The organism is Mycobacterium sp. GA-1285 (assembly GCF_001499905.1).
GTDB lineage: Bacteria > Actinomycetota > Actinomycetes > Mycobacteriales > Mycobacteriaceae > Mycobacterium.
Map to the genome: position 1 here is coordinate 156,554 of NZ_LQIS01000001.1, position 13,670 is coordinate 170,223.

Below are 13,670 nucleotides of genomic sequence, written 5' to 3' on the forward strand. Positions count from 1 at the left end.
CTGCAGCTCTGCGGGCAACGACTTCGGTTTCACCACAGGCCCTTTCGGGACTCGGCGTGAGCAACCTCCATGGCGATCTCGGCGACCCGTCTGGCCGCGTCTCGGTGACCGGCCAGCGCGGCGCCCGCCGTCATCGTCTGCAACCGGCCGGGATCGGTGAGCAGGTCGACGACGGTCTCGGCGACGAAACCGGGCGACAGGTCGGCGTCGTCGACGATCAGCCCGCCCCCCGCCTCGACCACAGGAAGCGCGTTGAGCCGTTGTTCACCGTTGCCGATCGGCAGCGGAACGTACACCGCGGGCAAGCCCACCGCGGTCAGCTCGGCGACCGTCATCGCACCGGACCGGCACATCGCCACGTCTGCGGCGGCGTAGGCGAGGTCCATCCGGTCCAGATACGGCACCGCCACGTACGGCGGGTCGCCGTCGGCGGGCTCGCGCAGGTCGAGGGTGTTCTTCGGGCCATGTGTGTGCAGCACCGAGATACCTGCTGCCGCAAGATCTTTGGCGGCCCCCGACACCGCCCGGTTCAGCGACTGCGCGCCCTGCGACCCGCCGAACACCAACAACACCCGGGCGTCAGGGGCGAAACCGAAATGGGCGCGCGCCTCGGCCCGCAACGCCATGCGGTCCAGGGAGGTGATCGCCGCGCGCACGGGCACCCCGACCACCTCGGCTGTCCGGCCCAGTCCCGGGTCGGGAACGGCCGAGAGCACCCGCCGTGCCGAGCGGGCGCCGACCCGGTTGGCCCAGCCCGCGCTGGCGTTCGCCTCGTGCACCACCACCGGCACGCGCCTGCTTCGGCGCACACTGCGCGCGGCCAGATAGGCGGGCAGCGCGACGTAGCCGCCGAAGCCGATCACCACGTCGGCCTCGACCCTGTCGAGCAGCGCACGGGTCTGCCGCACCGCCCGGAGCACCCGGAGGGGCAGGCGGAGAAGGTCGGCGGAGAATTTGCGCGGCAGCGGCACCGGCGTGATCAGCTCGAGGTGATAGCCGCGTTCGGGCACCAGCCGGGTTTCCAGGCCGCGCTGGGTGCCGAGAGCGGTGATCCGCACGTCGGGCACGAGTTCGGACAGGGCGTCGGCCACCGCCATCGCCGGTTCGACGTGTCCCGCGGTACCACCGCCCGCGAGGACCACGGAGACTCCCCGGTCGTCCCCCGGCCGCCGAGGGACGGGACCAGTGTCGTTCACCCGTAACGCTGACCTTCCAGTGCGCGCCGCCGGCTATTCTCCGCGCGGCCGCCTCCATGATGCCTTGCCGTCCGAACCGGCCCACCGGCCGTCCGGCGTTTGCGTACGGGCTTGGCCGCCTGTTTGGCCGCGGGCTTGGGCGCTCGGGCGCGCTTTCCGGCCGAGGGTTTGCCGGATCGTTGCGAGCCGCGGCCGTTGAGCCGGTCTCGAACCGCCTCGGTCCGCGGCGGCACATAGGGCGCGGGCAGCGGCAGCCGGAGCAGCCTGTTGACGCGGTCGTCGCGGCCTGCTCGCAGCGCCGCGACCGCCTCCGGTTCGTGCCGCGCCGCGCTTGCCATGATGCCGATCATCAGAAGTGTTGTCGCCGTTGATGTTCCGCCTGCCGAGATGAGGGGTAGCTGCAGTCCGGTCACGGGGAGCAGACCGACCACATAGCCGACGTTGATGAACACCTGGCCCATGATCCACAGCGTCGCGGTGGCGGTGAGCAGGCGCAGGAACGGATCGGCGGAGCGCCGTGCGATGCGCATACCCGTGTAGGCGAACAACCCGAACAAGCAGAGCAGGCCGCCGGCGCCGATGAAGCCGAGTTCTTCGCCGATGATCGCGAAGATGAAGTCGTTGTGGGCGTTGGGCAGGTAGTTCCACTTGGCCGCCCCCTGGCCGAGGCCGTCGCCGAAGACGCCGCCGTTGGCCAGCGCGAACCGTGCCTGGCGGGCCTGGTATCCCGACCCCTGCGCATCGGCGCCCGGGTTGAGCCAGGACTGCACCCGCGCCGACCGGTAGCCCTCGGCCATCGCCAGGACCACGGCCGAGACGACGACCATGAACAGCGAGGACACGAACACCCGCAGGGGCAGTCCGGCGTACCAGAGCAGCCCCAGCAGGATGATGCCCAGCGACACCGTCTGCCCGAGGTCCGGCTGGGCGACGATGAGCGCCAGCGCGACGAATGCGGCAGGCACCAGCGGGATCAGCATCTCCCGCAGCGATGCCTGCTCCATGCGCCGGGCGGCCAGCAGATGCGCACCCCAGATGGCGAACGCGATCTTGGCCAGCTCGGAGGGCTGCATCGAGAACCCCGCGACCACGAACCATCCGCGAGAACCGTTGGACACCGTGCCGATTCCCGGGATCAGCACCAGGATCAACAGCACGATGGTCAGCGCGAAGCTGGAGAACGCCAAGCGGCGCATCAGTTGCACCGGGATGCGCATGGCGACGTAGAACGCGAACAGCCCGATGACCGTCCACAGCACCTGCTTGGCGAACACGACCCACGGCGACCCGTCCTGGTCGTAGGAGTACACCCCGGACGCCGACAGCACCATGGTCAGGCCCAGCGTGGTCAGTAGTGCGGCCACCGCGATGATGAGGTGAAACGACGTCATCGGGCGGCCGAGCCACGCGCCGACCCGGGTGCGGGGCCCCCCGGTCGCGGGCACCGGTTCGGCCGGTTTGTCTTCGGCGCCCGTCCTGCGCAGGCGCAGGCGGGTCAGGATCGTGGCCACCGGCGGTTATCGGGTTAGGGCGCGCACGGCGTCGGCGAACGCGTCGCCGCGGTGGCTGTAGCCGCTGAACTGGTCGAAGGAGGCACCGGCGGGGGCGAGCAGCACGGTGTCGCCGGACTCCGCGAGGCGGCGGGCGGCGTCGACCACGGCGGCCATGATCGCGTCGCCGGAGGCCGCTCCTCCGAGTCTGATCACACTAGTAACAGGACCAACATCCGACCCAATTGTCCCTTGCACCCCAAAATCCTCCCCCGTCACAACCTCGATGACGGGGACATCCGGGGCGTGTCGCGATAACGCCTCGGCGATCAGGGCCCGGTCGCGGCCGATCAACACGGCTCCGACCAGCCGATTTGCTACCGATGCGAGCAGCTCGTCGACCGAGGCGCCTTTGAGAAGGCCGCCGGCCACCCACACCACACGCGGGTAGGCGGCGATCGACGCCCGCGCCGCGTGCGGGTTGGTGGCCTTCGAGTCGTCGATATAGGTGACCCCGTCGACCGTGCCGACCACTTCCGCGCGGTGCCTGCCGACCCGGAAACCGGCGAGCCCGTCGGCGATGGCCGCCGGCGGCACGTCGACGGCACGGGCCAGGGCCGCGGCGGCGAGCGCATTGAGCACCCCGACCGGGCCGGCCACCGGGATCGACGCGGCTTGGGCCAGCGTCCAGCCGTCCTCGGGCGGATCACCGAACGCGTTGTCGACGAGCGTGCCGCCGACGACGCCCAGTTCGCCCGGGCCCGGCTGTCCCAGCCGGAACCCGACGCGAGTCGGGGCGGCCGCCGTCGCGAGCAGACCCGCGGCCACCGGGTCGTCGAGTCCGACCACCGCGACGCGGCCGTCGAGGACGCGGGCCTTGGCGTGGGCGTAGGCGGCCATGGACCCGTGCCAGTCGAGGTGGTCCTCGGCGACGTTGAGCACCACGCCCGCCTCCGGCCGCAGCGACGGCGCCCAGTGGAGCTGAAAACTCGAGAGCTCCACCGCAAGCAGGTCGGACGGTTCGGCGAGCACGTCGAGCACGGGGTTGCCGATGTTGCCGCACAGCACCGCGCGTCGGCCCGCGGCGACGAGCATGTCGTGCAACATCGAGGTGGTCGTGGTCTTGCCGTTGGTCCCGGTGACGACGAGCCAACGCCGCGACGGCCCGAACCAGCCCGCGCGGTCCAGTCGCCACGCCAGTTCCACGTCCCCCCAGATCGGCACGCCCGCTCGCGCCGCGGCGGCCAGCACGGGTGCGGTCGGGGCGAATCCGGGGCTGGTGACGACGAGCGCGTATTGGCTGATGGTGGCCTGGGCCTCGGCGGTGGTGACGACCTTCGCGGGGGTGATCAACCGCTGCAGCGCCAACGGATCGTCGTCGCAGATCGTCAACCGGACGCCGGTGGGTTCGAGCACGGCGCTCACCGAGCGGCCGGTCAGGCCCGCGCCGGTCACCAGTACCCGGGCGCCGGGAACCAGCGGCTCGAGGTGGGTCATGTCAGGCACCGACGGTCGTCAACCACTCGCTGTAGAACAACGCGACGCCGAGCCCGCAGGCGATCGCGGTGAGCAGCCAGAACCGGATGATCACCGTGGTTTCGGCCCACCCCACCAGCTCGAAGTGATGGTGGAACGGCGCCATCCGGAACACCCTGCGACCGGTGGTGCGGAACGCCAGGATCTGCACGACGACCGAGACCACCTCGGCGACGAACAGGGCGCCGAGCACCACGGCCAGCATCTCGGTGCGGCTGGTCACCGAGAGTCCGGCGATGATGCCGCCGAGGGCCAGCGAGCCGGTGTCGCCCATGAAGATCTTGGCCGGGGCGGCGTTCCACCAGAGGAATCCGATGCAGGCGCCCGCGGTGGCCGCGGCGATGATCGCCAGATCGAGAGGGTCGCGCACGTTGTAACAGCCGAGGCCCGGGCTCGTCGCGCAGGCGTTGCGGAACTGCCAGAACGTGATCAGCACATAGGCCGCGCACACCATCGCCATCGCGCCCGCGGCCAGCCCGTCGAGCCCGTCGGTGAAATTCACCGCGTTCGACCACGCGCTGACCACCACGATGCAGAACAGCACGAACAGCGCGGGTGGCAGTGTGACCGTGGCGATCTCGCGCACATAGGACAGTTCGGCGCTGCCCGGCGTCAACCCGTCGGCGTTGCGGAATTGCAGGGCCAGCACGCCGAAGATCACCGCGGCGGCCAGTATGCCGACGGTTTTCGCGGTCTTGTTCAGCCCGAGGTTGCGTGAGCGCCGGATCTTGATCAGGTCGTCGACGAATCCGACGACGGCCAGGGCGCTGGCCAGAAACAGCACGAGCAGGCCGGAAGCCGAGGGCCCCCGACCGTCGATTACGACGCCGACGAGATGGGTGCCCAGGTAGCTGGCCCAGATGCCGGCGACGATCGCGACGCCGCCCATCGAGGGGGTGCCGCGCTTCTTGGCGTGGGTGGGCGGTCCGTCCTCGCGGATCTCGTGGCCGAGTCCCTGCCGGGTGAACAGCCGGATCAGCAGCGGGGTGAGCAGGATCGAGACCGTCAGCGCGATGCCGACGGCGATGAGGATCTGCCTCATGCGTGCGGATCCCGGGTGTCGGCGGGCCCAAGGTCGAGCAACGCTTCGGCGAGCGCGCCGAGGCCGGCCGCGTTGGAGGCCTTCACCAGCACCACGTCGTACGGTCGCAGTTCGGCGCGCAGGAGTTCCAGCGCCGCGTCAGCGTCGGCGACCATGGTGGCCTCAGCCCCCCACGATCCCTCCATCACCGCGCCGTGGTGCATGGCGCTCATAGCCCTCCCGGTTCCGACGACGACGAGTCGTGACACATCTAAGCGCACGGCCAGCCGGCCGATGCGGTCATGCTCGGATATCGCGTCGTCGCCGAGTTCGGCCATCTCGCCGAGCACCGCCCAGCTGCGCCGGCGGCCCCCGCCTCCCCTGCGTCCCCTGCGCTCCGCGCGTGGGCCCTCCGCGCGTGGGCCCTCGCGGGCCATCCACGCCAGCGCCTTGAGACCGGCGCCCATCGAGTCGGGGTTGGCGTTGTAGGCGTCGTTGATGACGGTGACGCCGTCGCTGCGGGTGGCGACCTGCATGCGGTGTTCGGACACGGGACCGGCGGTGGCCAGCGCGGCGGCCACCTGCTCGAGGGACGCACCGCACTCCAGCGCCACGGCCGCCGCGCACAGGGCGTTGGACACCTGGTGGTCCCCGTGTACGGCCAGCGCGACGTCCACGGACTCCGCGCCGGCGTGCAGGGTGAACCGCGGCCTGGCGAGCTCGTCGAGCGTGACCGCCTCGGCCCACACGTCCGCGTCCCGGCCGCCCGGCTCCCGCGACACCTGCACGATGCGCGCGACGGTCTTTGCGGCCATCGCCGCCACCGCGGTGTCGTCGACATTGAGCACAACCGCTCCCGTCGATGGGACAGCTTGCGGCAGTTCGGATTTGGTCTCTGCGATGGCCTCGCGTGAACCGAATTCACCGAGGTGTGCGGTGCCCACGTTGAGCACCACCCCGATCGAGGGTGGGGCGATCGCGGCGAGCGCTGCGATGTTGCCGCGATGCCGTGCCGACATCTCCAACACCAGGAAGTCGGTGGATCGCGTCGCGCGCAACACCGTCCACGGATGCCCGAGTTCGTTGTTGAACGACCCAGGCGGCGCGATCACCTCGCCGAGCGGCGCCAGTACCGCGGCCACCAGGTCCTTGGTCGAGGTCTTACCCGATGATCCGGTGATACCGATGATCGTGAGCCCGCCCGCGACGAGTTCGGCGGCGACCGCACCGGCCAGCTTCGCCAACGCGCCAAGCACGGCTGCGCCCGAACCGTCGACGTCGTGTTCGAGCACCCCCGCTCCGCCGTCGGATGTCTCCGGTGTCGGATGGACGACGACCGCCGGCACTCCGACCGGGCGGGCGGCCAGCACCGCCGCCGCCCCGGCCTGCACCGCCGCGGCGGCGAAGTCGTGTCCGTCCGAGCGGGCTCCCGGCAGTGCGAGGAAGAGGCCTCCGGGCGTGACGGCCCGCGAGTCGAACTCGACGGTGCCGGTGATCCGGGTGGTCGCGGCGTCCGCGTCGGAGATGTCGGCCAACCGGCCGCCGACGATCTCGGCGATCTGAGCCAGCGTCAGGTTGATCACGGCCGGGATCTCCGTGCCTCGAGAGCGCGCGCCAACTCCTCGCGGTCGTCGAACGGCCGGGTGACCCCGGCGCTGGTCTGGCCGGCCTCGTGGCCCTTCCCGGCGACGAGCACGACGTCCCCGGGTCGCGCCCACGCCACCGCGTGCTCGATCGCGGCAGCGCGATCGCCGATCTCGACGATGTCGGCGCGTCCTCGCGCCGCGCCGGCCACGATGGCCGCGCGGATCTCGGCGGGGTCCTCGTCACGCGGATTGTCGTCGGTCACCACCACCAGATCGGCCAGGTCTGCCGCGACGCGGCCCATCGGACCCCGCTTGCCGGCATCGCGGTTGCCACCCGCTCCGAACACGACCGCCAACCGGCCGTCGATCTGCGCCCGCAGCGTCTCCAGCACCGCTTGCAGGGCGCCGGGCTTGTGCGCGTAGTCGACCAGCGCCAGGAAGTCCTGCCCGCGCTCGACGGGCTCCATCCGCCCCGGAACCGTCGCGGTGCGCAGGCCGGGCACGGCCTGTTCGGGTGACACCCCGACAGCATCGAGCAACGCGATCGCCAGCAGGCAGTTGGCCACGTTGTAGCGACCCGGCAGCCCGATCTGCAGATGGTGGTGCACCCCCGCGGGGTCCACTGCGAAGAACTCCTGCGCGTTGCGGCCCACTGTGCGGACGTCCTCGATACGCCAGTCGGCGACGCGGCCGGTCGCGCTGACCGTCACCGGTTCGCGGGCCAGCCTGGCCATCTCCCGGCCGGCATCGTCGTCGACGCACAGCACGGAAAGGTCTGCGCGGTTGGGGGATTCGGGAGCAAACAGTCGAGCCTTGGCCTCGAAGTAGTCCCGCATCGTCGGGTGGAAGTCGAGGTGGTCGCGCGAGAGGTTCGTGAACCCGCCGACCGCGAAGCGCACTCCGTCGACGCGGCCGAGGGTGAGCGCGTGGCTCGAGACCTCCATCGCGACGGTGTCGACGCCCTGCTCGACCATCACCGCGAGCAGCGCCTGCAGATCGGGCGCCTCGGGTGTGGTGAGGACGCTGGCCTGATCGCGTCCGTCGATTCGGATGCCGACGGTGCCGACGAGTCCCGCCGTCCGCTCCGCCGATCGCAGCCCGGCCTCCACCAGATAGGTGGTGGTGGTCTTGCCGGAGGTGCCGGTGACCCCGATGACCCGCAGCCGCTCGGACGGCCGCCCGTAAACCTCGGCGGCCACCTCGCCGAGCACCGACCGCGGTGCCGGATGGACCACGACCGGGATCTGCGCTTCTGATTCCAACAGCGCCAGCCCGTCGGGGTCGGTGAGAATCGCTGCCGCACCGCGTGCGGTCGCCTCGGCGGCGTAGCGGCCGCCGTGCGACGACGCTCCCGGTAGCGCGGCGAACAGGTCGCCCGGCTCGACGTCCCCGCTGCGCAGCGTCACGCCGGTGACGCGGATGTCGGGTACGGCACCGCCCGCGGGCACCGCCTGGACCTGCCCGGCCAGCGGTCCGAGCGCCGCGCCGGCGGGATGGCTGGGTCGCAGGTTCATGGCGTTGACACAGTACCCAGTCGCCCTTCCGCGCCCGCGACATATCGGGGCGGCCCGCAGCGCCGTCAGTCGGCTACCAAGGTCAACCGCGAGCCGGGATCCGGCGACAGCGGCACGTTCTCGCGCTGTAGCAGCCAGGAGGCGATGTTGTGGAACAACGGCGCCGATGTGGTGCCGGGCTGACCGTCGGCCGTGCGCTGCGGGTGATCCATCATGATGGCGACGACGTACCGCGGGTCGTCGGTGGTGGCGATGCCGGCGAAGGTGATCCAGTAGACGTCGCTGTAGTAGCACCCGCAGGCCGGGTTGATCTGCTGCGCGGTGCCCGTCTTCCCGGAGATCTGATATCCCTCGACGGCCGCCTGCGAGCCCGTGCCCTGTTGCACCCCGGTGGGGTCGCGCTGCACCGTGGCCCGCAACATGTGCCGCACCGTTCTCGCGGTCTGCGGCGAGACCACCCGAATGCCTTCGGGGCGGGGCTCGTCGGTGCGGGTTCCGTCGGAAGCGATGGTGGTCTTCACGATGCGCGGCGGGATGCGCACCCCATCGTTGGCGATGGTCTGGTACATGCCCGCCATCTGCAGCAGGGTCATCGAAAGGCCTTGCCCGATGGGCAGGTTGGAGAATGTGCTGCCCGACCACTGGTCGATCGGGGGAACCAGACCCGCGCTCTCGCCCGGCAACCCGACCCCGGTGCGCTGGCCGAGCCCGAACTTGCGCACCATTTCGAAGAAGCGCTCCGGGCCCAGCCGTTGCGCCAGCATCAGCGTGCCGACGTTGGAGGACTTACCGAAGATGCCCGTGGTGGTGTAGGGCATCGTCCCGTGCTCCCACGCGTCGCCGACGGTGACGCCGCCCATGTGGATCGAACCGGGTACCTGAAGCACCTCGTCGGGATTCGACAGCCCGTACTCGATGACCGACGCGGCGGTGATGACCTTGTTGACCGAACCCGGTTCGTAGGGCGAGGACACCGCGGGGTTGCCCAGTTGGCGGTGCTCCTGCCTGCCGATGTCCTGGCTCGGGTCGAACGTGTTGTCGTTCGCCATGGCCAGCACCTCAGCGGTCTTGGCGTCCAGGACGACCGCCGAGACGTTCTTGGCGCCGGACAGGTTCTTGGCCTGCTGCACCTGCTGCTGGACGTAGAACTGGATGTCGTCGTCGATGGTCAGCATGACCGTGGAACCGTCGACCGCGTCGTGGCGGTTACGGTAGCTGCCCGGGATGACCACGCCGTCGGAGCCACGGTCGTAGGTGATCGATCCGTCCGTGCCCGCCAAGACCGCATCCAGTGAATCCTCGAGTCCCAGCAGGCCGTGTCCATCCCAGTCGATGCCGCCGACGACGTTGGCCGCCAGGGAGCCACCCGGATACTGGCGCAGATCCTGTCGCTCCGAACCGACTTCGGGGAACTTCTTGGTGATCGCCTCGGCGATGGCGGGATCGACCGCTCGCGCGAGATAGACGAAAGTCTCGTTGCTCTTGAGCTTCTTGAGGACCGTGGCGGCGTCCGGCTTGTTGTTCAGTCGCGACGCGACCTCGGCGGCGATGTCGCGCAGCCTGCGGTCGGGTTCGGGCGCCTCGGTGCTTTTCGCCCTGGCCTCCTCCAACTGCTTGCGGATCCTCTGCGGCTGGAAGGTCAGCGCGCGCGCCTCGATGGTGAAGGCGAGCTTGTCGTTGTCGCGGTCGACGATCGCCCCGCGAACGGCCTTGTCGACGTCGGTGACCTTGAGCTGGCTCGCCGCCTCGGCCCGCAACCCATCCGCGCGCGGCACCTGTAAGTGGAACAGCTGTCCCGCCGCGACGATCAGCACGAGGAAGATCGCCGCGTTGCCGACTCGATGCCGGAATACGAAAGATGCGCTGCGAAGGCCGGTTTCGGCGATGGGAGCGCGAGTCCGGCGGGCCCTGGCCGAGCGCTCCTGGGAACCGGCGGCCGGTGCCGCTTTACGGGTCTTACGCTCGCCGCGGCTCATGCGCCGGGACCCGCCGGAGGCGCGACCGCGGGGCTGAACTGTTCGGCGCCGGGGACGGGACCCGGCAGCACCTGTGGGTTCGGGATGTGCAGCTCGCCGGGCGGGGCCGTCGGCGCCGAGGGCGGGACCATCGGCCCAGGTGCGGCACCGGCCACCTGCGGTTGTCCCGGAACAATCGGCGGTTGCCCCGGAACAATCGGCGGTTGCCCCGGAACAATCGGCGGTTGTCCCGGAACCGCCTGCGGCACCGCACTGGGGGTTGGCGCGGTACGCGTAGGCATGCGAACGGTGACCTCGCGGGGATCGACGACTCGCGGAGCGGGCGGTCGCGGACCGGGTGGCGGCGGCTGCGGGGTCGCGTCGGGCAGCGGTGTGTTCAGCGGCGGGGGCGGTACGCCTTCGGCCGGTTTGGGTGTGCCGACCACCACCCAGTTACCCGCGGGGTCCTGTACGAGGTGTGCGGTGTCGCGGGACGGGATCATTCCCAGCTCACGCGCGGATTCGGCCAACGCGGGGGCCGCCTGCGCCTCGAGCACATCGCGCTCGAGCGCTTCCTTCTGTTGCAGCAGAGCCTGATTCGTCTCGCGAGCGTTGCCCAGTTGATAGGACCGCTCGGCGGCGTCGGTGGACAACCACAGGGTCGTCCCGAGGCCCATCCCCAGCGAGCCGATCACCAACACCACGAACGGCACCCTGGCCACCAGGGCCCGCGGGCTGAGCTCCACCGAAGCCAGCTTGACGATGAGGCGCTGCCGTAGTGGTGTCCGAACAACCTTGGGCGCCTTGGCTTTTCGCGCCTTGGACCGCGCCTTTGCCTGGCTGGCGCTCTTGGGCCGGCCGGGTGCATCGGTCGGACGCGGGATGGGGTTGGTCTGGGGTGCCGAACGCAGCGGTCGCTGGTCGCGGGTCGGCTTGCGCCGCGCTTGCGGGTCGGCCGAGCGCCGCTGGGCACCACGGGCGGTGCGCCGACGTTCGTCGGCGCGACGGACGCCCTTTGCGCCCTTGGCCTGCTTGGTCTGCTTGGTCTGCTTGGCCTGTTTGGTTTTCACCTGGCTGCCCCCACCTTCTCCAGTGCTCGTAGCCGCACAGGGGCGCTACGCGGGTTCCGTTCGATCTCCTCTGGAGTTGCACGCTCGGCGCCGCGAGTCAGTGCGACGAACTCCGGCTCGTGACCGGGCAGTTCCACCGGTAAGCCGGGCGGCGTCCTGGACGCCGTTGCGGAGGCGAAGGCCGCCTTGACGATGCGGTCTTCGAGTGACTGATAGGCCATCACGACGATGCGCCCCCCGGGAGCCAGAGCGTTCAGCGCCGCAGGCAACGCGTCACGCAGCGAGTCCAGTTCGCCGTTGACCGCAATCCGAAGCGCTTGAAACGTGCGCTTCGCCGGGTGTCCTCCGGTGCGGCGCGCCGGCGCGGGGATCGCCTGATACAGCAGCTCGACGAGCTCACCGGTGGTACGGAACGGTTGTCGCGCGCGCCTGCGGATGAGCTGGGCCGCGATCCGGCTCGCGAAGCGCTCCTCGCCGAACTCTCGCAGCAGACGGGTCAGCGATTGCTGGTCGTAGGTGTTCACCACGTCGGCGGCGGTCAGTTCGGCGTCGGGGTCCATCCGCATGTCCAGCGGCGCGTCGGCGGCGTAGGAGAAGCCGCGCTCGGTGCGGTCGAGCTGCATCGAGGACACGCCGAGGTCGAACAGGACCCCGTCGACCTGACTGGCCCAGTAGCCGTCGTCGCCCAGCACCCTGCCGATGCCGTCGTACCGCGTGCGGACCAGCATCACCCGGTCACCGAACCGTGAGAGGCGCTCGCCGGCGATCCTTAGGGCGTCGGGGTCGCGGTCCAAGCCGATCAGCCGCAGGCCGGGCAGTTCGGTCAGGAAGCGCTCCGCGTGTCCGCCGGCTCCGAGAGTTGCGTCGACAAGCACGGCGCCCTCACCGTCGGAACTCCGCCGTGTCAGTGCGGGTGTGAGTAGTTCGACGCAGCGGTCCAGCAGGACGGGGATGTGTCCGTGGTCGCCGCTGCGCCGTTCCATCGCGTTGCCTCCGTCTAACGCCCCTGCACCGAGGTCCCTGTCCGAGAGCGCGGACCTGGCGTCGGGGAAGTACGCCAGGGCCGGTTCGGGCAGAGGCCGCGATGCACGGGCCGGGTGCCTGTGCCTGCGTCGACCTGTCGCCGAGTCAGATGATGTCGTGCAGAGCTTCATCGGTGGCCGCGGAAAAGTTCTCTTCGTGGGTCTGCTGGTACTCCTGCCATGCGGTGGAATCCCAGATTTCCAGGTAATCGACCGATCCGATCACCACGCAGTCCTTCGAGAGGTTCGCGTAGCGGCGGTGATCGGCCGACAGGGTGATTCGGCCTTGTGCGTCGGGATGCTGTTCGTCGGTGGCGGCGGCGAGGTTCCGTAGGAATGCGCGCGCCTCCGGGTTGCTGCGCGATGCCTGCGACGCCCGTCGGGCCAACTTCTCGAACTCGGCGCGCGGGTAGACGGCAAGGCTGTGATCTTGGCTCTTGGTGACCATCAACCCTCCTGCCAGCGCGTCGCGGAACTTGGCGGGCAGCGTGAGCCGCCCCTTGTCGTCGAGCTTCGGCGTGTAGGTGCCGAGAAACATCTCGTCACCTCCGCCCTGCCAGTCAACGGAGCCCCGGTCGCTCCGTTGCCCGCCACTTTACCCCACAATCCCCCACCTTCCACCATTTGAGTGTCAAAAATCCTGGTGAGTCCCCACAGCACGCCCCACGTTGGGGGCCGTAACGGCGGTAGGACCCCTGCGGGTAGCGCAGTGACAGAGAAAAGCGCAGCTGAGAGGCGTGTGGGCGGCGGTGGGGCGCGGTGGGGTGATCAGCCGCCGAACACACGAAAAAAGGGGCAGCCCGCCGTGCGGGCTACCCCAGTGTCGTGTCAGGGCCTATTCGTCGAAGCGGCGCCGGAAGCGATCCTCCATGCGACTGGCGAACGAACCGCCCGAGCCCTTGCCCCGCTTCTGACGGGGGGCGCCCGGTTCGGCGACCGCCCGGTCGCGCCCACCGGGGATGCGCGGGCCGGTGATGGCGAACACCACACCGCCGAACATCACGATGAACCCGAGGACCGACAGCACCGGAAAGCCACCGATCTGGGTGGCGGGTATCGCGACACCGGCCACCAGCATCGCGAGCCCGAGCACGAAGAGCGCGGCCCCCTGCAGGCGACGCCGCGTCGAGGGTGCGCGCAGCGTCCCGCCCCTGACGCTCGAAGCGAACTTCGGGTCCTCGGCATAGAGCGCGCTCTCGATCTGATCGAGCATGCGTTGCTCATGATCGGAGAGTGGCATTCGTCCCTCCCTCGGAACCCAGGGGCCGACCGCGGCCGTG

The 13,670-nt window shown here is 70.2% G+C and carries 11 protein-coding genes; all 11 read right to left on the reverse strand.

All coding sequences use genetic code 11. From position 1 onward, the window contains the following. Positions 1–29: 29 nt before the first annotated feature. Positions 30–1,196: an undecaprenyldiphospho-muramoylpentapeptide beta-N-acetylglucosaminyltransferase gene (gene murG, locus AU193_RS00740; protein ID WP_064420423.1), complete on the reverse strand. Its 1,167-nt coding sequence runs from the start codon at positions 1,194–1,196 to the stop codon at positions 30–32. Further along, entirely contained in the window at positions 1,193–2,698 is a 1,506-nt protein-coding gene (ftsW, locus tag AU193_RS00745; RefSeq protein ID WP_172798177.1) for a putative lipid II flippase FtsW, read from the reverse strand. Before ftsW ends, murG begins: the two co-directional genes overlap by 4 nt. A 15-nt stretch (positions 2,699–2,713) precedes the next feature. Further along, a complete protein-coding gene (gene murD / locus AU193_RS00750; protein ID WP_156425069.1) occupies positions 2,714–4,192 on the reverse strand; it encodes a UDP-N-acetylmuramoyl-L-alanine--D-glutamate ligase in 1,479 nt (492 codons plus the stop codon). Further along, complete coding sequence (gene mraY / locus AU193_RS00755) at positions 4,185–5,264, reverse strand: phospho-N-acetylmuramoyl-pentapeptide-transferase (protein WP_064420426.1); 1,080 nt, start codon at positions 5,262–5,264, stop codon at positions 4,185–4,187. The genes murD and mraY overlap by 8 nt, the downstream gene beginning before the upstream one ends. Beyond that, the gene (murF, locus tag AU193_RS00760) at positions 5,261–6,826 is read right to left on the reverse strand and encodes a UDP-N-acetylmuramoyl-tripeptide--D-alanyl-D-alanine ligase (RefSeq protein WP_064420427.1); all 1,566 of its coding nucleotides are present in this window, start codon (positions 6,824–6,826) and stop codon (positions 5,261–5,263) included. The genes mraY and murF overlap by 4 nt, the downstream gene beginning before the upstream one ends. After that, positions 6,823–8,343: a UDP-N-acetylmuramoyl-L-alanyl-D-glutamate--2,6-diaminopimelate ligase gene (locus AU193_RS00765; protein ID WP_064420428.1), complete on the reverse strand. Its 1,521-nt coding sequence runs from the start codon at positions 8,341–8,343 to the stop codon at positions 6,823–6,825. The genes murF and AU193_RS00765 overlap by 4 nt, the downstream gene beginning before the upstream one ends. A gap of 65 nt (positions 8,344–8,408) precedes the next feature. Next, a complete protein-coding gene (locus AU193_RS00770; protein ID WP_064420429.1) occupies positions 8,409–10,319 on the reverse strand; it encodes a penicillin-binding protein 2 in 1,911 nt (636 codons plus the stop codon). Next, on the reverse strand, positions 10,316–11,368 hold the full coding sequence (locus tag AU193_RS00775; protein ID WP_064420430.1) for a hypothetical protein: 1,053 nt from the start codon (positions 11,366–11,368) through the stop codon (positions 10,316–10,318). The genes AU193_RS00770 and AU193_RS00775 overlap by 4 nt, the downstream gene beginning before the upstream one ends. After that, complete coding sequence (gene rsmH / locus AU193_RS00780) at positions 11,365–12,522, reverse strand: 16S rRNA (cytosine(1402)-N(4))-methyltransferase RsmH (protein WP_172798166.1); 1,158 nt, start codon at positions 12,520–12,522, stop codon at positions 11,365–11,367. Before rsmH ends, AU193_RS00775 begins: the two co-directional genes overlap by 4 nt. Beyond that, the gene (gene mraZ / locus AU193_RS00785) at positions 12,497–12,928 is read right to left on the reverse strand and encodes a division/cell wall cluster transcriptional repressor MraZ (protein ID WP_059098924.1); all 432 of its coding nucleotides are present in this window, start codon (positions 12,926–12,928) and stop codon (positions 12,497–12,499) included. The genes rsmH and mraZ overlap by 26 nt, the downstream gene beginning before the upstream one ends. A 297-nt stretch (positions 12,929–13,225) precedes the next feature. After that, complete coding sequence (locus AU193_RS00790) at positions 13,226–13,630, reverse strand: DUF3040 domain-containing protein (protein WP_064420432.1); 405 nt, start codon at positions 13,628–13,630, stop codon at positions 13,226–13,228. Positions 13,631–13,670: the final 40 nt, after the last annotated feature.

Bases quoted from the DNA above. Each gene is read 5' to 3' on its own strand.
- mraY (WP_064420426.1), bottom strand. From the start codon at position 5,264: ATGAGGCAGATCCTCATCGCCGTCGGCATCGCGCTGACGGTCTCGATC.
- AU193_RS00770 (WP_064420429.1), bottom strand. From the start codon at position 10,319: ATGAGCCGCGGCGAGCGTAAGACCCGTAAAGCGGCACCGGCCGCCGGT.
- AU193_RS00765 (WP_064420428.1), bottom strand. From the start codon at position 8,343: ATGAACCTGCGACCCAGCCATCCCGCCGGCGCGGCGCTCGGACCGCTG.
- AU193_RS00790 (WP_064420432.1), bottom strand. From the start codon at position 13,630: ATGCCACTCTCCGATCATGAGCAACGCATGCTCGATCAGATCGAGAGC.
- mraZ (WP_059098924.1), bottom strand. From the start codon at position 12,928: ATGTTTCTCGGCACCTACACGCCGAAGCTCGACGACAAGGGGCGGCTC.
- rsmH (WP_172798166.1), bottom strand. From the start codon at position 12,522: ATGAAGCTCTGCACGACATCATCTGACTCGGCGACAGGTCGACGCAGG.